This is a genomic window from Nocardiopsis valliformis DSM 45023 (assembly GCF_000340985.1).
GTDB lineage: Bacteria > Actinomycetota > Actinomycetes > Streptosporangiales > Streptosporangiaceae > Nocardiopsis > Nocardiopsis exhalans.
The window spans coordinates 126,379-142,790 of the sequence record NZ_ANAZ01000014.1 but is presented as its reverse complement, the minus strand read 5'-3'; the positions used below and the strand labels follow the sequence as shown (position 1 = coordinate 142,790).

Sequence of the window (16,412 nt, the reverse complement as noted above, 5' to 3'; positions counted from 1 at the left end):
TGGCCCCCATCACACCGAGGGGGTCGATGCGCCCTGATTTCGCCATGAAACAGGCGGAATCACCGGGTCAACCGCCTTGGTCTGCGAAAACGGACAGCTCCGTAACATGCAGGAAACAATCGAGACACCGCGTGGAAATCACGCGCTCCTAGCTTCGATAAAGAAGCCGGGAGACGGCGCGTTGGTCCGACATGTCCGCGACGAAGCGGACCACGGACCCGTCGTCTCAGCCACCTGCACGGAGGTTCCGTTTTGTTCAGCAGCGTCGACGAGGTACTCGCCTACATCCGAGACGAGGACGTCAAGTTCCTCGACGTCCGATTCACGGACCTGTTCGGAGGCGTGAACCACGTCACCCTCCCGATCCAGAACGTGGACGAGTCCACCTTCACCGACGGCCAGATGTTCGACGGCTCCTCGATCCGCGGCTTCCAGGCCATCCACGAGTCCGACATGCTGCTGCTCCCCGACCTGAGCACCGGCGTCCTCGACCCGTTCCGCAAGCACAAGACGCTGAACATGACGTTCTTCGTCCACGACCCGCTCACGCTGGAGTCGTACAGCCGCGACCCGCGTAACGTCGCCCGCAAGGCCGAGGCCTACCTCAAGGGTTCGGGCGTCGCGGACACCGCGTTCTTCGGCCCCGAGGCCGAGTTCTACATCTTCGACGATGTCAAGTTCGAGACGCGTGCGAACACCGGCTACTACGAGATCGACTCCATCGAGGGCGCCTGGAACACCGGCTCCGCGATCGAGGGCGGCAACCGCGGCTACCGTCCGCGCTTCAAGGGCGGCTACTTCCCCGTCGAGCCGGTCGACCACTACAGCGACCTGCGCTCCGACATGGTGCAGACCCTGATCGAGTCCGGCATCGAGGTGGAGCTGCAGCACCACGAGGTCGGCACCGCGGGCCAGGCCGAGATCGGCATCAAGTTCGGCACGCTGCTCCAGCAGGCCGACAAGGTCCAGCTGTACAAGTACATCGTCAAGAACGTCGCCAACGAGGCGGGCAAGACCGCCACGTTCATGCCCAAGCCGCTCTTCGGCGACAACGGCTCCGGCATGCACTGCCACCAGAGCCTGTGGAAGGACGGCGAGCCGCTGTTCTTCGACGAGTCCGGCTACGGCCAGCTCTCGGACACGGCCCGCTACTACATCGGTGGTCTGCTCAAGCACGCCTCGGCGCTGCTGGCCTTCACCAACCCGACGGTGAACTCCTTCCACCGCCTGGTGCCGGGCTACGAGGCCCCGATCAACCTGGTCTACAGCCAGCGGAACCGTTCGGCCTGCATCCGCCTGCCGCTCACCGGTTCCAACCCCAAGGCCAAGCGCATCGAGTTCCGCGTGCCGGACCCGTCGGCCAACCCGTACCTGGCCTTCTCCGCCATGCTGATGGCGGGCCTGGACGGCATCAAGAACAAGATCGAGCCGCCGGAGCCGGTCGACAAGGACCTCTACGAGCTGCCCCCGGCCGAGGCCGCGGCCATCGAGACGGTCCCCGCGTCCCTGGACGAGGCCCTGCTGGCCCTGGAGGCCGACCACGAGTTCCTGCTCGAGGGCGGTGTCTTCACCAAGGACCTGATCGAGACCTACATCGACTTCAAGCGCACCGAGGAAATCGACTCCCTGCGTCTGCGCCCGCACCCGCGCGAGTTTGAGCTCTACTACGACATCTAGGAGTTCAGCGCCCTGACCTGCACCGACGGGGGATACTCCCCCGCCGGGCGCACACTGGGCACACTCTGAGGGTCTCAGAGGCCATCGACGGCGTTCCACACGCTGTCGATGGCCTCTCTCATTTTCTGGTCCGAGGTCGGCATCATGTGGACGTAGGTCCGCAGGGTGAACCCGGGGTCGGCGTGCCCCAGGTAGTCAGCCAGCTCCCGGATGTTGGCGCCTCCGGAGAGGACCAGGGAAGCGAAGAGGTGCCGTAGGGCGTGAAAGCCGTGTTCCCGGGACTCCTCGAACTTCTCCCCCGGCTCCCGGGGACTGATCACCCCCGCGGCCGCGAGGGCGGGCTTCCACAGGTAGGGGTTCACGTAGTTCTTGTTGAGGGCCTTGCGTTCTCGGCCGGTGAACACCAGCCGCGCCGTCACCGGTTTCCCGTCAGGCTTCTTCCAGGGCAGGGTGACTTCCACAGGTTGGAAGCGCGCCATGTGCTCTGCCAGGGGCACGGCCACGCTCTTCGGGAGCGGAACGTCCCGCTCCTTGCCGCCTTTGGGCGGGGCGAAGCACAGGGTGCTACGGACGAGCTTCACCTGCCGCCGGACACGGAGGACTTCGTCCGCGAAATCGAAGTCGTCCGCGGCCAACCCGAAGGCTTCTCCCTGGCGAAGACCACAGCCGACACCTATGTCGACCAGAGCCCGGTAGCGCTCCGGTAGTTGCGCCCGGACGGCGACCACGCGGCCCACCGGCCACGGAACGATCTTCTTCTGGGTGGGTGTCGGGGCTTTGACGGACTTGGCCCGGCAGGGGTTCTTCCCGAGGATCTCGTCGTCCACAGCGGACGAGAAGACGCTGGAGAGGTTCTCGAACATGGTGCGGACCGTTCGGTCTCCCAGCTCCTTCTGACGGCCCCTGATCCAGTTCTGAACGTCGGAGGGGCGGAGGGAGTTCATCGGGCGCTTACCAAGCAGAGGGTAGATGTGCCGCTCAAACCGCTGCTCCATCGCGTACCGGGTGGCTTCGTCGACTGAGGCGTTGGCGATGAACTTCCGGGCGAAGTCCTCCAGGAGAACCTGTCCGGCCTTGGGGTCGACGTACTGCCCACGGGCGAGATCGCCTTCCACCTGCTTCAGGTGCTGGCGTGCCTTCTCCTGGGTCTCGAAGACCGGCGACTTCTGCTCTCCATCCAGGGCCCGGTACCGGGCAGCCCAACGCTTACCCCGTCCGTACTTGCTACTCCGCACCTTTTTGCGGGAGCCGTCCTGCTGCTTTTCCATCTTGTGCCAGAGGTCGACCACGGGCATGAGAATCCTTGCTGTCAGTCATGCTGGAAAACAAAAAGGGCGGTGCCAGCGGGGTGAGTCCCGCCAACACCGCCGAATCTCGCCTGGTCAGGGCTGTGATCGCACCCAGGCCTGGACTGCCTCCGGGAAGTAGCGGACGTGCCTGCCCACCCGGTGCGAGGGTGGCCCGGTCCGCTTGTGACGCCACTGGTAAAGGGTCGTTTCGGGCACCCCGAGGAAGTCCGCGGTCTCCTCGATCGACCACAGCCGCGAGGGCCTGGTGCTTGCGTGCGTCCTCTGCTTCGTCTGCGTCGTGCTGCTCATTCGGGTGCGACCTCCAGGTAGACGCGGACGTGGCCGGAGCTGTGGCGGCTCGGGTAGGGGCGGGACGGGGCAGCGGAGGGCAACGCGGTGGTGATCGCGTCGACCACCTGGTCGACGGCCTCGGGCGGTCCGATCACCCGGACCTTGGCGATGCCCAGGCAGCGTTTGCTCGTGTCAGTCATGCTGGTGGTGCCTCTTCCTGTGGTTGGGGCGCGGCCCCGGGGATCAGCTGGCAGGCGGACCCGGGGCCGCTTCATACGCGGTCAAGAGCGGTGGCGGTGCGCACACCCGGTGCACACCGTGGGGTGGGTGGTGGCCTCGAAGCGGCGGAAGGTGGTGCCGCACGAGGTGCATGCGCCCGCTTCCACTGGTGGGTTTTTAGAGAGTTGGGGGAAGCCAGCCTCCGCAGGGCCCGTAGACTCCGCTGGCACGCTTGAGCTGGGATTTCGTGCGGAGTCTGATGCGGAGGCTGAGTCGGTAGCCTCCGCAGGGTCAGATGTGACTCGCTGGTCAAAAAAAAGGGAGTCCTGCCTGGTCACCGGGGTGTCCGAAGCAGAATCATCGTGCGGAGGCTGCGGGGCCTGGGTGGTGAGTGCGAGAGCGGTGAAGGTGTAGAGCTGGCGGCGCTGGCGGTCGCGGGAGCGGCCCGCCTCCTCCACCGTGATCCCGATCGAGCGCAGCACCGGGGCGTCGCGCTTGAGCTGTCCGGCGGCCCGGGTGGTGTCCACCGGCCAGGAGCGGGGCCGCGGGTCCGGTACCGGCAGCAGCTCCAGGAGCTGGCTGACAGACCCGGTCCAGGAGCCGCGTTCGTCGACGAAATCGGCCACCGCTGAGGTGAACGGTTTGGCGTCGAGCAGGTCAGCGGTGGTGACCTGGGAAGCGACCAGGTAGGTGTCCAGGGTGTCCCAGCCCATGACCTTGTCCAGGGCGCCCAGGATGCGGGCGAAGTCCGCCATGCGCGGGAGCTCGGCCAGGTGCGTGTCGGGCAGGGCCGCCAGGATCTTGCTGAGCACGTCGAACAGGGCGGAGCGGATGGCCGGTGCGCCTTCAGCGAAGGCAGCGGCCACGGCGCTGTGCGGGCGGCGCTGGTCGGACTTGATGGGCAAGAACTCCACGCTCAGCATGCGCTCGCTCAAGTCGCTGGCCAGGGCCCCGGTGTCGATCGAGGTGAGCGCCAGCAGACGGCGAAACGAGAGCACGGACACGTCGTCGTCGGAGTACAGGGCCCTATCGACCAGGGCATCGCCGGTGACGGCCTTGCACAGGGTGTCCGACAGCCAGGGCGGGATGATCGAGACGTTGTCCAGGCACACCGCCCAGCTCGCACTGGCGACGGTGGCCCAGGTCTTGATGTCGCGGGGCAGGGACCGCAGGGGTGCCGGTGAGGGGTCGATGAGGTTGACCAGCATCTCCAGCGCTGTGGACTTTCCGGTGCCCTGCTCTCCCTTGGCGGCCAGGATGGGGTGGGGGATGTTGGGCATGAGCCCGGCGACCATCCATCCCACGATCAGGCGGAACGCGGCCTCGTCCACGTTGAGCAGGCCCCGGAGGGTGGCCAGGCCGTGCTCGGTCTGCCCGGCCGGGCCGGGGTCGCCCATCGGGCTGGTCAGTCGGGTGCGGCGAAACAGCACCGGCGAGACCGGTTCGATGCGCCACCCGTCGGGGCCGGCGACCACGCACCGCCCGTCGGGGGTGCCCATGTCGATGATGACCTGGTCTGCCTGTTCGGTGCGGCGGTTGGCCAGGCGCATGTGGATGTCCTGGGGGTCCTGGTCCATGGCGCGTCCTTCCAGCACGCTGATGGCGTCGGTGAGCGCGGACTGGGAGGGCACGGAGCGGTGTACCTGCCAGTACTGGCGGGCGAGTTGGACCCGTAGGCCGTCCTTGCGCAGGAGCGGGAAGGCGACGTTGGGGCCGCTCTTGCGGACGGCGTAGGTCTTGCCGTCGGCTCCGGCCACGACGTCGACCTGCCGGTCAGCCAGTTCGATCAACAGGGTGGCCTGGCTCGGCTTCTTGTCTTTGTCGTCGCTGGAGCTCATCTAGGCGGCCGTCCTTCCTGGTCGTGAGTGGGTGGTTCGGGTGCGGCGGGGCTCGCGTAGCCCCTTGTTCAGGCCGGAGCGGATGGTGGCGTCGATCTCGTGGGTCGGGTTGGCATCGCCCTGGGCGTTGGCCTCCAGGGCGGCGCCCCGCAGCGCGGAGGCGATCCAGCCGGTTTCCAGCAGGCCCTCGCGGGCCAGCTGGCCCAACGAGGCGGCGGCGATGTAGAGGTTCTCGTTCCTGGTGCCGGGCTGAGCGCCTCGAACCCTGGCTAGCTCGCCGGTCACCGCCGCCCGCACGTAGGCGGCCCGGCGGCGGTTATCGGTGGTGATCGCCGACAGCACATCCGCAACAGGCCCCGGCGGGGTGGCTCCGGGGGTGGTGGGCTGGTCCGGGGAATCGGGCCTGCGCAGCAGGCGCCTTTGAATCCACCACGGCAGAGCTGCGGGGTCCTCGCGGACCTTCACTTCGTAGCGGCCCGACCCGTCGGGCGCGGTGACTGGGCAGCCGGGGCCCACGACGTAGCCGCCGTGGGCGCGGGTGTCGATCAGCCAGCCCAGACCGTGGCCCTGGTCACCGCTGGTGTTGCCCAGCTTGGGGCCGTTGGGGTGGGTGAAGTACAGGTGCCACCCGCCCCGGCGGGTGCGGACGGTGAAGGTGTCCAGCGGCAACGGCTCCCCGGCTTCTTCGGCCAGGAGCGCGAGCACGTCCGCCCCATCGGTGATGCCGGGACGGTTCCACGGCCCGGGCGGGGCCTGCCCGGGCTTGGGGGTGTCCAGGTCGACCACGACCAGTCCGGCCGGGCCGGTGGCGATGCCGTAGTTCGCGTCGGGCCACTGCCGCCACCAGGTGTGGATCTGGTCGGGGTCGGTGGTCGCGGCCCGCTCCCAGGCCCGCACCAGCGGTGGCTTCTTCGAGCGGGGGGTGAGGGGGAAGACGGGCCAGCCGCGGCGGGCGGCGGCCAGTGCGTAATCGACAGGCGCGAAGCCGTTCATGGGGGCCTCCAGATGCTCACGGATCTCCTTAAATCACCAAGCACAAGGGGCCGGTGCCGTCACCTCGTGACGGCCCGGCCCCGGGTTCGGCGGGGGGTGTTCAGATCAAACGCGTCCAGCCGCCGCGGCTCCCTGAGTAGCGGGGATGTCGTCGCTGAACTCGGGGTCCTCGATGGCGCACCAGACCTTCACGACGATGCCCTTCACGACCGCGCGGGCGGCGAGCGTGTACCCGTAGAGCTCCTCGACGTCGGTGCCCAGATGCGCGGCCCAGTCCCGGACAGCCTGGTGAGAGTCGGTCTGGCCGTCCAACAGCTCGCAGTCCAGTCGAGGCGTAGTGAAGATCTGGGTGAACTTGCGGATGCGGTGCAGGCGCCAGGACGCTTCCGGCAGGTCAGGGGCATCAAGCAGATCGGTCAGGACTTGGGCCGCGGCGTTCTGGAGTTCTCGGTTGCTGGTCATACTGGGTGGGCCTTCCTGGTCGAAGCGTCGGGTGGGTGTGGGCGGGCCCGCTGGGATTGGCGTCATGGCGGGCCCGCCTCATGCGTGCGGTCAGTGGTTGTTGTGCGGGTAGCTGGCCTGGGGGTCGCTGATGTCGTACCAGTCACCGCAAACGGGGCAGGGACGCTCAGCGATGTGGGTCGCGGGGGCCATAGGATGTGGTCCTCTCCGTGTGAGAGAGACGGCCCCACCCGCGCCTGCAAGCAAGGGGTGGGGCCGTCGTCATGTGTGCGGACCGGGCGGTCCCCCCGATCCACCACCGCAACAAGAGGTCGGGGTGGTGGGTCAGAGGCACCGGGCGGGTCAGAAGCGGATATCGCCGTGGTGGTCGCCGGCCTGGATGATGGAGCCCCCGGCGCTCACCCCGTTGATCACGTTGGTGACGCTCCGGCGCCGGGAACGGAGCGGTTCGGTGGGCGTGTAGGTGGCCTCGAAGTCGGCCTGAGTCAGCACAGCGAAGACTCCCTCGGGGTGGCGCACGACCCAGTCACCGGGGTGAGCGATCAGCTCCCCGGAACCGGGGGCGAGCGTGAGGGTGGCCTCCGGGCCGCAGGTGTGGGTGAACTGGGTTTCCGAGGCGAGCAGCCAGCCCAGGGTGCGGCCCGAAGTGATCGGGTCAGCGGGCATCCACTGGTGGGCTTCGACGGTCTCGGTTCGGGTGAACAGGTTGCTCATCGGGTGCCTTTCGCGAGAGAGATGACGAACCCCCGACCGGGGTGGGTCCCAGGCGGGGGTTCGGGGGTGGCCCTAGAGGCCCTAGACGGCCAAGGGAGCAGGCCAGATAGGGTTTTGGTTTCTAGTGGCAGGGCCTAGTTTCTAGGCCCTTGGGGGCTAGTTCTAGGCCCCGCCAAGGGGGTGCTCTAGACCCTCTCCAGGGCGCTCAGGACGGCCTCCTTCTCGTATCCCTGGCGGGTGGTCTTGGTGGTGGGGTCCTCGACCTTGGCGGCCCACACACCCTTGGAGACCACCCCCAGCGGACGCAGGATCTTGGCGAGCGCTTCCTGGGTCAGGTCGGTGAACTCCTCGGTCGCGGTCAGGCGGGTCACGAGCATGTCGGAGTGGACCTTGTCGGCCTCCCCCATCGCTTCCAGGACCGCGTTGAGCAGCCGCACGTCAGTGCGCTCATCGCTCTTGGGCAGGGTCCCGGCCTCCTTGCGCAGCGCGAAGGCCCGGTCGGCCAGCGCCTGGAGTTCGCCCCGGTCGGGGTCGATGAACGCCGCCCGCGTCTGCACCGGAGAGGACCCTTCGGCGAGGATGTATCCGGCGCCGCGCTGGTCGGGCTCGAACAGCGCGGCGGAGTAGCCGCGACCGGACCAGCCGGTGCCCAGAATGGTGTCGGAGGCGGCCGGGGTGGTGCACCGCAGAGCCCAGCGGATGGACAGGATGTCGCGCAGCCGGGTCGGGACGACCTCGGCGGCCGGGCGCTGGGTGATGACCCCGGTGATGATGGCCGCGGCCCGGCCCCGCCCCACGATGTCGGCCAGCGCGGTCATGAACTCCTTGTCGGCCTTGGCGTCCCCGGAGGCGGACCAGAACTGGACTTCGTCGATGTGCACCACGATGGGGTGCAGGTCGTACTTCTTGGCGATGGCCTCGGTGACCTTGGGGGCACCGATCTTGCGCAGGATCTTGTAGCGGCGGTCCATCTCCGAGATGACCTCGCGCAGCATCGCGATCATGGCCTCGGGGCGCTTGTCGGTGAGCACGAACTTGGCCATGGGCTCCCACACCATCAGGTCGAACCCGAACTTGCCATCGGCCAGGTAGACCTGGGTGCGGGGGTCCAGGAAGAACCAGGCCAGCACGTTGTTGGAGGCCACGCTCTTACCGCCGCCGGGCTCCCCACCGATCATGTAGGAGCGCTCGACCATCTTGAACTCCACCGCACGGCCCCGGGCGTCGCGCCCGGCGAAGAGCTTGCCGGTCCAGAAGTTCACCTGGTCGGGGGCGCGGGTGGCCAGCGGGTTCTCCACCCGCGAGCCCTGCATGGGGTCCTCATCAGCGCACCAGAGCTTGACGCGCCCGTTGTGGCCCTTGACCGGGTCCAACGCGATCTGGACTTCGTCGACCCCGATCGCTCCGGCCAGTTCCCCGCGCTTCTTCGCCGCGGACTTGTAGGTGGTGCCCGGCGGGAGTTCCAGGGTGGCCTCCCAGGCCCCGTCGGTGCGGGTGACCGGCCCGACGATACGGATCTCGTCGGCCTTCTTGGCCAGCTTGGCCGAGACGAACACCCGCTTGACCTCCTTACCGGAAGGGGAGGCACCCAACGCGGCGTGCCCGGCTTCGGCATCGCCCAGGGCGGCGCGGCGGCGTTCCAGGCCACCGGCCACCGCGAGCACGGTCAACAGCGCGATGACCGGGACGGCCGGGGTGAGCAGGAACCAGGCCAGCGTTCCAGCGGCGGCCGTGGTCCCGACCCCGGTGAGTACAACGTTGCGGCGCTTCTTGCGCGTAGTCAGCACCAGTTCGGGCTTGACGGCCAACTGGGTGTCCAGTTCAGCGGCCACCATCCACCGCCACACGTGCCCGGCCCCGCGAGCGGTCCCCACGGACCCGTAGACCAGCTCGTGCCGGAGCAGCTCCCACAGCAGCCGGTCCGGGCGCTTGGCCACCTCGGCGGTGCGGGTGGCGGCGGTGCGCACCGAAGCGGGCACCACCACGCGGGCCTTGGACTTGGCGGGCACCGCCACCTCGGAGCTGGCGGTGTTGGGGTCGGGGTCGGGTTCTTCGTGCACGATCTCGGCGTCCACGATCTCGCCGGAGTGGGCGGCCTCATCGGTGGCCGTCTCGGTGACGGTCGTGCGGGTGGGGAAGTCGATCACCTCCGCCTCCTGGTCCTGCTCGGTGTCGGGGTGGGGTTCGTGTTCGGGGTGGGTGGCGCTCATGCTGGTGGGCCCTCCTGTGTGGGGTGCGGGCGGCGGCGGATCTGTGGTGGTGGGGCCGCCGCCCGCTTGGTCGGGTTAGTAGTCGTTGATGTCGAAGTCGCGGGTGAAGGACTCAGCGGAGTCCAGGCCGTTCTGGAAGAACTCGTAGATCCCGATGAAGGGGCCGGAGGCGGCCAGCCACAGGCAGGGCACCAGCAGCGCGATCCACGGGGTCGGGGGTCGGGTTCCGGCGTCCTTGAGTTCGAAGGTCACCCACCCGGTGGCGGCCACGGCGACCAGCACCGCCAGGCCGTCGAAGGTGGCGCTGCCCAGGGTCCGGACCCCGGCCACGACGTAGGGGGCCAGGAAGGGCACCACGGCCAGCCCGGAGATGAGCGCGCACAGGGTGAGCATCCGGCCGCGCTTACCGAAGAGCAGCAGCACGATCCCCAGTCCCATGGCGGCCAGGGCCACGATCCCGCTGGCCATAGACAACTCCTTTCGCAGGTCAGGCGGCCCCACCTTGGGGGTGGGGCCGCGTTCGGGGTGTTAGCGGTTGCGGCCCTGGTCGCGGCGTCCGGAGATGACCAGGCCGATACCGGTGGCGAGGATTCCGGCGAGGATGAGGAGCTCGAACATGGGCGGTGGGCCTTTCTGTGTGGGCGGGGCGGTGGCGAATCTGTGGTGGCCAGGCCACTACCTCTGAACTGGTCAAACCCTTGTGGGGTGGGGTGTGACTTACAGGTCGAAGAGCGGGATCTGGTCGCCGCACAACCCGCACACGTCCCAGGCGGGAACCTTGTGGCGGGCATCGCGGCACCGCTCGGTCGGGTCGATGTCGACCTCGACTTCCAGGTGGTATCGGCGCTGTTCCTGGGCCTTGCTGCGGTGGTAGGTGTCGAGAACGAGTGAGGGGCAGGTGCACCGCAGCTGGTACACCCACCCCTCTCCCTCACCCAGGTCCGCGACGGTGCGCGTGATCGTGGGCCGGTGACGTTCACCCATCGCTGCCACGCAGGGTGCGCAGGTGCCGCTTGACGGTGGTCACGCCCAACCCCAGCGCGTTGGCCATCTCCGCAACGGACTGCTCGGGGTGGGCCTTGGCGTGGTCGGCCACCCGCTGAAGGTTGGCCTGGCCGGTGGTCCGGCGGGCCTGGTGAGCCTCGGTGACCCCCGGGGCCACCTTGGCCGGTCCACCTCGGTCAGTGGAGTGGACTTTTCCCTGGTCGTGAACAGTGTGGCCCCCCTGCAGAGTGGCGTTGTGGGCTTGCTGCCGCTCCCAGGCGGCCAGGACTTCCTCGCGGGTGGGGTGACCCGCTTGGCGGGGGTTCGGGCCACGCGGGTTCGGGTCGATGTGACCCCCGCTGACCCCTCCGGTGTCGGGGCCGTCCTGGTCGGACAGGAACGCCTCGATCTGGGTCGCCAGCGCGGTGGACTGCTCGCTCACCCACACATCAGCCGGGTGAGTGCGGGCGGTGGCCGGAGCGGTCTCGCTCTCGCCCAGCGCGATGGAGCGCAGCTCAGCCTCATCCGCGTCGTTGACTTCGTCCAGGGCGTCGTTGATCGCCGTGGACAGCGAGGTCGCGGACAGGTAGGCGGCCACCGACCAGGCGGCCGCACCCAGGGAGCAGACGGCTCCCACGATGCTGCCCAGACTCGCCAAGACCGCGCTGACCGCCAGCGGCACCACGATCAGCACCCCGAACGCCCACACCTGCCACGGTTCGAGCACGGTGTTGCGGGCGGCCAGTCGGCCACGGAGCACGATCATGGTGGTGGCCAGGATGGTCAGGCCGCCTTCGATCAGGTACCCCAGCCCGGTCGGTTGGGGCACGGGCCGGTTCTGCAGCCAGAACTCGATGGCCACCCCGGACCCGATGGAGAGCAGTACCGACAGCACCAGGCACCCGATCAGGGCCCGGGAGCGGGTGCGGGTCAGGTCCGCGACCGCCCGCCCCGGCGAGACGGCCTCGCGAGCGGCGGTGATCGCCTCCAGTGCCTTCTCCGCAGCCGCGGCCCGGGAATCGGCCACTCGTTCGCGGCGCAGAGCCCGGCGGTGGTTGAGCCGCAGCTGTTCGCGGTGCTGGATGATGCGCAGCCGGTCAGCGTCGCTGCGGGTAGCGGGGTTGGTGTGCGGGTCGTTGAGGAGCTTCTGATCGCTGATCCCGACCAAGCGGCGGGCCACGTTCACCTGGTCAGCGACCGTGGCGGCCGCGTCCGGGGCCCGGCGGCCGAACCACTGCGAGAACTTCATGGGCGGGCCTCCTTCGGGGCCGGAGCGGGCAAGGTCAACGGGCGGGCAGCAACCGCGGCGGCGGCATCCAAGACCAGGACCGCCCCAGCCAACGGCAGAGCGGCCAACCGCAGCAGCGCCACGAGCAGGGTCAACAGCAGGGCGAACAGGATGGCCAGGAACCCGGCACTCTGGATCAGGTCCGTGGTGCTCACCGGTCCTCACCTCCGGCCAGGAGTTCGGCGCGGGTCTCGGCCAGCTCAGCTACCGGCACCCAGCGGCCCGAGTCAGACTCGTCGGTGGTGGGGGCGATGCGCACCCAGCAGGCGGCAGGGTCGGTGTACAGGTCCACGTCGACCACCTGGCACTCACCCTGGGTGGGGTGGTGCACGGTGGCTCCCATGCCGTACCAGGCCCACACCAGCCGGGGGCGGCCCGGTCCGAGCACGAGCACGAACCGGTCGGCCACGTAGCCACTGGCCAGGCTGAGGGTGTGCGCGACCCCCACGGTCAGGGTCAGCAGCAGGAGCAGTTGGGGCAGGGTCAGGGTGAAGATCACTGGTCGACCCCTTCCTGGCGGGCGCGGATGGCGCGCAGGGTGGCCAGATCGGAGGCCTGGTCGGGCAGCAGCGGCCCGGCCTGCAACCGCAGCAGAGCGAAGACCAGCCCCAGAGCCAGGGCGGCCAGCAGCAGGGTGGTGATCATCAGGCCACGCTCCCCAGCTCGGAAACCGGCAGCGCCGAGAAGGAGTCGGGGCCGTCCAGGTCCGCGCTGATGTCAGCGGCGGCCTGGCGGCGCGCGAGGTAGTCGGCGTTGGTCTCGCCGCTCTGGCGCGGGGCCAACAGCTCGCTAGCCAGTTCGAGGTCGGCCAGCAGGGCGGTCAGCTCGACCAGGCCGACGGGGTGTGCGGTGTGGGTGGTGCTCGGGAAGGGCAGAATGGTCGGCATCGGGATGGGCCTTTCAACACGGGGTGATCTCGATACAGAAGGCCCCACCGGGTGCGACCGGAGGGGCCTTCGTCGTAGGTGAAGGGGAAACAGCTATTCGGCGGGTGGTTAGGGGTAGTAGACGTTGCAGACGTGGGCGTCCAGGCTCTGCTGGCTGCGGAACTTGTAGTCGCAGTTGCCGCAGTAGTAGGTGGCGGCGTAGGCGGTGCGGAAAGCAGCGAAGAGCGAAGCGAACGGCATGTGAAGTCCTCTTTGTTGAGTGGTGTGGACCCGGGTGGTCCCCGCCCGCCCCCGCTCTGGTGGCCGGTGCCAGGAGAGCAGGGGGAGGACAGGCACCCCAGGGGTGCTCAGTTCGCACTCCACGGCAGACGCAGACCGTCGCCAGCGGTGCGGGGCACGATGTGCCAGTGCAGGTGGAACACGGTCTGGGTGGCGTCCGGTCCGACGTTGGCGATCAGGTTGGCCTGTCGACCGGACTCCGCCAGCAGCGAGGCGGCGTGCATCACCGTGGTGGCGGTGACCAGCGGCGCGGTGGCCGCGTTGGTGACGTGCTGGTGCGGGATGACCAGCAGATGCCCGTCGGTGACGGGGTTGAGCGGAACGATCGCCAGGGCGTCAGCCCAGCGGCGCACCACCGTGGCCGGAGAGCGGCCCGCGGCGATCTCGCAGAACACACAGGGTTGATGGGTCGAACTCATAGGGCTCCAAACGACAGCCAGCCCACCTAGGAGCGGGCTGGCTGTGGTGTGATGGTGGTGAGTCCGGGGCCGGTACCAGCGGCCCCGGACTCACTTGTTCTTGGGGGTAGCCACCACGGGCTTGTCGATGTCGCGGTGCTCGACCTCGGTGTTGATCCCCCGGGCCCGGAGCTCGACGGCCACCGCTTCGGCGATGGCCACGCTGCGGTGGCGGCCGCCCTTGCAGTAGATCCCGACCTCGGTGATCTCGCCGTGCATGTCGTGGAAGACCCGGGCGGCCTCGATGCGGTCGACGGTGCGGTCACGGATCTCGGTGGCGCCGGGGGTGGCCATGACGTGGTCGCGCACCTGCCGGTCCAGGCCGGTCTTGTACTTCATCTGCGGGTCGTGGTGCGGGTTGCGCAGGGCCCGGGACAGGTCGACGGTGAGCATGTCACCGGCCGGAGGGGCACCGTGCAGGACCCCGTAGGTGGTGATGACGACCTTGACCAGGCCGCGGTCGGTGATGGAGCTGACGTCAGAGGGAGCGCTGAACCGCATGGGGAGCCTTTCCTAGCGAATGGGATGTGGGTCGGAACCTGTACAGGGGCAGGGCCGACACCTTCGTGTCGGCCCTGACGTGGTGGGCCCTGGCGGGTGGTTAGGGGTAGTAGACGTTGCAGACGTGGGCGTCCAGGCTCTGCTGGCTGCGGAACATGTAGTTGCAGTTGGCGCAGTAGTAGGTGGCGGCGTAGGCCGTGCGGAAAGCAGCGAAGAGCGAAGCGAACGGCATGTGAAGTCCTCTTTGTTGAGTGGTGTGGACCCGGGTGGTCCCCGCCCGCCCCCACCGGTTCCCGTGTTGTGCCGGGAGGTGGGGATGGACAGGCACCCCAGGGGTGCGGGTAGTGCGGGGGATGCGGCCATTCCGTTCCGCCCTGGTGATGGCGGATCACGACCGAGTGGTCGCCGTGGCCGGTGCCGTTCGCCGTCCCTTGGGAGCTCGGGATGGGGTCGGGGCAATACGCGCTGTTGAGTTTGTAGGGCTCCCGATCACCAGGCGGGGAGCCGGACCCGGGATTCCACGCGGTGAGCAGGGCTCTGCCCTGGTCACCGGAGTCCTCCTCCGGTCTTGGCTCTGTCGTGAGCCATGGCAAGAAGCTAACAGTTGATAGGCATAGGGATCAACTGTTAGGAACAAAAAACTTTGAAGATGCGTTGTGAGCTGGGGAGACGCTGAACGGCATCTGTTAGGCAGAGATAGAGTGTTCCCGTCACAACGGGCAATCAGGGAGATTTGCGTGGCACGTGATTCACGAGGTTCGCGGCCAGAGGCCATGTACGAACAGGTCGCACGCAACATACGGAACTCCATCGAGGCGGGCGTCCTCCGCGATGGCCAGGCCCTACCCTCAACTCGCCAGCTGGCAGTGGAGTGGGATGTCAGCGTCCACACCATCAACGAGGCGATGAGGGTCCTGTCCTCCGAAGGCCTGGTGGTAAGCAAGTCCCGTTCTCAGCGGGTAGTGAACGCTCCGGGGCAAGTAAGGACAGGAATTCGGCTTGGTACAGCAAATGTGCTGTTTGTAGGTGGCTACGCCGGAAGCGGCAAGAGTGAACTGGGGCGTGTGCTCGCCAAGGAGACTGGGTGGCCCATGCTCGACAAGGACACCCTGACTCGGCCAGTAGTCGAAGCGGCTTTGGAAGTTCTCGGCGCCTCCCCACATGACCGGGAGTCAGATGTCTATTTGGAGAAGGTGCGACCGCGGGAGTACGAGGCACTGTCCGCTGCGGCCCGCGAAAACGTGGAGTGCGGCACGAGTGTCATCACAACCGCTCCGTACATCAAGGAGTTCAACGATCCAGCATGGATCGATCGGACCAAAGCCATGTATACGGGTCTCGGCGCACGAATCACGTTCGTCTGGGTTCACTGCGACGCGGACACTATGCATACCTACATCCGCCATAGGGGAGCAGCTCGGGATACGGCCAAGCTCGCCGATTGGCAGGGCTACCTGGCAGGGATCGATGTCGATTTCCGCCCACCGGTTGAACATGTACTGATCGAGAACTCAACCGACAGCCCGCCTCTCCAGACTCAGGCGAGTACCCTTGTGAAGGACCTTATGGCGGCGACGTCGTGAGCGCCGGAATCATTCTCTACGGGCCTCCAGCATCCGGAAAGAGCACGGTTACCAAGAAGCTGGCTTCGTTGGAGCCACAGGTTTCCCTCTTTCGCCGACTCAAGGCTGGGGAGGGGCGCAGCGATGAATACCGAATGGTGACCCCTCACGACATTTCCCAGGCGCGCAAGCGTGGGGAGTTCATCTGGGAGAACCACAGGTACGGAGCTATTTACGCCATCGACCGTCCCGAGGTCGAACAACTGATGGTCGATCGCATACCGATCATCCACTTGGGGCAACCGGAAGCGGTATCCGCAGTGACCACAGCGGTCCCGGTGAACTGGCTGGTTGTTGCTCTCGAATGCCCGCGAGTAGTCGCTCTCAAGCGGATTCGGGAGCGTGGCACTGGAGACACCGAAGCGAGGATTGCAGCATGGGACCAGACTCCGCGGTTGGCTCACGCGGACCTGCGTGTCGACACGAGCACCATGACTGCTGAGGGGGTGGCCCGGAACATCCAGGCAGAGCTGCGGCAGGGATAGCTAGCCAGGGGGGTGGAGGCTGGACCGGAGGCTGCGGAGGCTGGGCGGAGGCTGAGAACCGGGCTTAGCCTCCGCATCATCAGCGCAGTTCAAGAGCGGTTTCTGATGGCAACCGGAGGCTGCGGAGGCTGTATCTTCTTACTCTCTAAAAAGGTAAAGAGACACAGGAGACCAGCCCCCCCACTGGCTAGCTCAACAAGCTCACGCCACAACAA

22 protein-coding genes are annotated in these 16,412 nt (G+C 67.7%); 3 read left to right on the top strand and 19 right to left on the bottom strand.

Annotated elements, in window-relative coordinates:
• Nucleotides 1-252 precede the first annotated feature (252 nt).
• Nucleotides 253-1,677 carry a type I glutamate--ammonia ligase gene (glnA, locus tag D457_RS0115855; RefSeq protein WP_017581653.1) on the top strand — a complete coding sequence of 475 codons (1,425 nt, stop codon included), beginning with the start codon at nucleotides 253-255 and terminating at the stop codon, nucleotides 1,675-1,677.
• Between the two features lie 74 nt (nucleotides 1,678-1,751).
• Here the strand turns inward: glnA and D457_RS0115850 are convergent, their stop codons facing one another.
• From D457_RS0115850 to D457_RS37520, 19 genes are all read right to left on the bottom strand, one after another.
• A complete protein-coding gene (locus D457_RS0115850) occupies nucleotides 1,752-2,972 on the bottom strand; it encodes a tyrosine-type recombinase/integrase (protein WP_017581652.1) in 1,221 nt (406 codons plus the stop codon).
• Between the two features lie 87 nt (nucleotides 2,973-3,059).
• Entirely contained in the window at nucleotides 3,060-3,275 is a 216-nt protein-coding gene (locus D457_RS0115845; protein WP_017581651.1) for a helix-turn-helix transcriptional regulator, read from the bottom strand.
• The gene (locus D457_RS0115840) at nucleotides 3,272-3,457 is read right to left on the bottom strand and encodes a hypothetical protein (RefSeq protein ID WP_017581650.1); all 186 of its coding nucleotides are present in this window, start codon (nucleotides 3,455-3,457) and stop codon (nucleotides 3,272-3,274) included. The genes D457_RS0115845 and D457_RS0115840 overlap by 4 nt, the downstream gene beginning before the upstream one ends.
• 81 nt (nucleotides 3,458-3,538) lie before the next feature.
• On the bottom strand, nucleotides 3,539-5,314 hold the full coding sequence (locus tag D457_RS0115835; protein ID WP_017581649.1) for a hypothetical protein: 1,776 nt from the start codon (nucleotides 5,312-5,314) through the stop codon (nucleotides 3,539-3,541).
• Nucleotides 5,315-6,307, bottom strand: a complete 993-nt coding sequence (locus D457_RS0115830) for a bifunctional DNA primase/polymerase (RefSeq protein ID WP_017581648.1) — start codon at nucleotides 6,305-6,307, stop codon at nucleotides 5,315-5,317.
• Nucleotides 6,308-6,412: 105 nt separating this feature from the next.
• The gene (locus D457_RS0115825) at nucleotides 6,413-6,769 is read right to left on the bottom strand and encodes a hypothetical protein (RefSeq protein ID WP_017581647.1); all 357 of its coding nucleotides are present in this window, start codon (nucleotides 6,767-6,769) and stop codon (nucleotides 6,413-6,415) included.
• Nucleotides 6,770-7,111: 342 nt separating this feature from the next.
• Nucleotides 7,112-7,483, bottom strand: coding sequence for a hypothetical protein (locus D457_RS0115815; protein ID WP_017581645.1), 372 nt, complete (start codon nucleotides 7,481-7,483; stop codon nucleotides 7,112-7,114).
• Nucleotides 7,484-7,668: 185 nt separating this feature from the next.
• Complete coding sequence (locus D457_RS0115810; protein WP_017581644.1) at nucleotides 7,669-9,693, bottom strand: FtsK/SpoIIIE domain-containing protein; 2,025 nt, start codon at nucleotides 9,691-9,693, stop codon at nucleotides 7,669-7,671.
• A 75-nt stretch (nucleotides 9,694-9,768) separates the two neighbouring features.
• Nucleotides 9,769-10,161 (bottom strand): hypothetical protein, encoded by a 393-nt coding sequence (locus D457_RS0115805; RefSeq protein WP_017581643.1) that lies wholly within the window; start codon nucleotides 10,159-10,161, stop codon nucleotides 9,769-9,771.
• 249 nt (nucleotides 10,162-10,410) lie between these two features.
• On the bottom strand, nucleotides 10,411-10,677 hold the full coding sequence (locus D457_RS0115795; protein ID WP_017581641.1) for a hypothetical protein: 267 nt from the start codon (nucleotides 10,675-10,677) through the stop codon (nucleotides 10,411-10,413).
• The gene (locus D457_RS0115790; protein WP_017581640.1) at nucleotides 10,670-11,926 is read right to left on the bottom strand and encodes a hypothetical protein; all 1,257 of its coding nucleotides are present in this window, start codon (nucleotides 11,924-11,926) and stop codon (nucleotides 10,670-10,672) included. The genes D457_RS0115795 and D457_RS0115790 overlap by 8 nt, the downstream gene beginning before the upstream one ends.
• Entirely contained in the window at nucleotides 11,923-12,120 is a 198-nt protein-coding gene (locus tag D457_RS0115785; RefSeq protein ID WP_017581639.1) for a hypothetical protein, read from the bottom strand. The genes D457_RS0115790 and D457_RS0115785 overlap by 4 nt, the downstream gene beginning before the upstream one ends.
• Nucleotides 12,117-12,464, bottom strand: a complete 348-nt coding sequence (locus D457_RS0115780) for a hypothetical protein (protein ID WP_017581638.1) — start codon at nucleotides 12,462-12,464, stop codon at nucleotides 12,117-12,119. Before D457_RS0115780 ends, D457_RS0115785 begins: the two co-directional genes overlap by 4 nt.
• Nucleotides 12,461-12,610 (bottom strand): hypothetical protein, encoded by a 150-nt coding sequence (locus D457_RS36195; protein ID WP_017581637.1) that lies wholly within the window; start codon nucleotides 12,608-12,610, stop codon nucleotides 12,461-12,463. The genes D457_RS0115780 and D457_RS36195 overlap by 4 nt, the downstream gene beginning before the upstream one ends.
• Entirely contained in the window at nucleotides 12,610-12,852 is a 243-nt protein-coding gene (locus tag D457_RS0115770) for a hypothetical protein (RefSeq protein WP_017581636.1), read from the bottom strand. The genes D457_RS36195 and D457_RS0115770 overlap by 1 nt, the downstream gene beginning before the upstream one ends.
• A 108-nt stretch (nucleotides 12,853-12,960) precedes the next feature.
• Nucleotides 12,961-13,092 (bottom strand): hypothetical protein, encoded by a 132-nt coding sequence (locus D457_RS37525; protein ID WP_017581635.1) that lies wholly within the window; start codon nucleotides 13,090-13,092, stop codon nucleotides 12,961-12,963.
• Between the two features lie 107 nt (nucleotides 13,093-13,199).
• Nucleotides 13,200-13,550 (bottom strand): HIT family protein, encoded by a 351-nt coding sequence (locus D457_RS0115760; protein ID WP_039831328.1) that lies wholly within the window; start codon nucleotides 13,548-13,550, stop codon nucleotides 13,200-13,202.
• A 90-nt stretch (nucleotides 13,551-13,640) separates the two neighbouring features.
• On the bottom strand, nucleotides 13,641-14,090 hold the full coding sequence (locus D457_RS0115755; RefSeq protein WP_017581633.1) for a RapZ C-terminal domain-containing protein: 450 nt from the start codon (nucleotides 14,088-14,090) through the stop codon (nucleotides 13,641-13,643).
• A 100-nt stretch (nucleotides 14,091-14,190) separates the two neighbouring features.
• Complete coding sequence (locus D457_RS37520) at nucleotides 14,191-14,322, bottom strand: hypothetical protein (RefSeq protein WP_017581632.1); 132 nt, start codon at nucleotides 14,320-14,322, stop codon at nucleotides 14,191-14,193.
• A 541-nt stretch (nucleotides 14,323-14,863) separates the two neighbouring features.
• On the opposite strand from D457_RS37520, the gene D457_RS32685 reads away from it, so the two are divergent.
• A complete protein-coding gene (locus tag D457_RS32685) occupies nucleotides 14,864-15,673 on the top strand; it encodes a GntR family transcriptional regulator (protein WP_051072940.1) in 810 nt (269 codons plus the stop codon).
• Nucleotides 15,670-16,197 (top strand): phosphotransferase-like protein, encoded by a 528-nt coding sequence (locus tag D457_RS0115740; RefSeq protein WP_026116688.1) that lies wholly within the window; start codon nucleotides 15,670-15,672, stop codon nucleotides 16,195-16,197. Before D457_RS32685 ends, D457_RS0115740 begins: the two co-directional genes overlap by 4 nt.
• The last annotated feature ends 215 nt before the right edge of the window (nucleotides 16,198-16,412 follow it).

Excerpts from the sequence above, each read along its gene's own strand:
- D457_RS0115830 (WP_017581648.1), bottom strand. The coding sequence starts at position 6,307 with ATGAACGGCTTCGCGCCTGTCGATTACGCACTGGCCGCCGCCCGCCGC.
- D457_RS0115840 (WP_017581650.1), bottom strand. The coding sequence starts at position 3,457 with ATGACTGACACGAGCAAACGCTGCCTGGGCATCGCCAAGGTCCGGGTG.
- D457_RS37525 (WP_017581635.1), bottom strand. The coding sequence starts at position 13,092 with ATGCCGTTCGCTTCGCTCTTCGCTGCTTTCCGCACCGCCTACGCCGCC.
- D457_RS0115760 (WP_039831328.1), bottom strand. The coding sequence starts at position 13,550 with ATGAGTTCGACCCATCAACCCTGTGTGTTCTGCGAGATCGCCGCGGGC.
- D457_RS0115770 (WP_017581636.1), bottom strand. The coding sequence starts at position 12,852 with ATGCCGACCATTCTGCCCTTCCCGAGCACCACCCACACCGCACACCCC.
- D457_RS37520 (WP_017581632.1), bottom strand. The coding sequence starts at position 14,322 with ATGCCGTTCGCTTCGCTCTTCGCTGCTTTCCGCACGGCCTACGCCGCC.
- D457_RS0115825 (WP_017581647.1), bottom strand. The coding sequence starts at position 6,769 with ATGACCAGCAACCGAGAACTCCAGAACGCCGCGGCCCAAGTCCTGACC.
- D457_RS32685 (WP_051072940.1), top strand. The coding sequence starts at position 14,864 with ATGTACGAACAGGTCGCACGCAACATACGGAACTCCATCGAGGCGGGC.
- D457_RS0115795 (WP_017581641.1), bottom strand. The coding sequence starts at position 10,677 with ATGGGTGAACGTCACCGGCCCACGATCACGCGCACCGTCGCGGACCTG.
- D457_RS0115835 (WP_017581649.1), bottom strand. The coding sequence starts at position 5,314 with ATGAGCTCCAGCGACGACAAAGACAAGAAGCCGAGCCAGGCCACCCTG.
- D457_RS0115850 (WP_017581652.1), bottom strand. The coding sequence starts at position 2,972 with ATGCCCGTGGTCGACCTCTGGCACAAGATGGAAAAGCAGCAGGACGGC.
- D457_RS0115755 (WP_017581633.1), bottom strand. The coding sequence starts at position 14,090 with ATGCGGTTCAGCGCTCCCTCTGACGTCAGCTCCATCACCGACCGCGGC.
- D457_RS0115845 (WP_017581651.1), bottom strand. The coding sequence starts at position 3,275 with ATGAGCAGCACGACGCAGACGAAGCAGAGGACGCACGCAAGCACCAGG.
- D457_RS0115805 (WP_017581643.1), bottom strand. The coding sequence starts at position 10,161 with ATGGCCAGCGGGATCGTGGCCCTGGCCGCCATGGGACTGGGGATCGTG.
- D457_RS36195 (WP_017581637.1), bottom strand. The coding sequence starts at position 12,610 with ATGATCACCACCCTGCTGCTGGCCGCCCTGGCTCTGGGGCTGGTCTTC.
- D457_RS0115810 (WP_017581644.1), bottom strand. The coding sequence starts at position 9,693 with ATGAGCGCCACCCACCCCGAACACGAACCCCACCCCGACACCGAGCAG.
- D457_RS0115790 (WP_017581640.1), bottom strand. The coding sequence starts at position 11,926 with ATGAAGTTCTCGCAGTGGTTCGGCCGCCGGGCCCCGGACGCGGCCGCC.
- D457_RS0115815 (WP_017581645.1), bottom strand. The coding sequence starts at position 7,483 with ATGAGCAACCTGTTCACCCGAACCGAGACCGTCGAAGCCCACCAGTGG.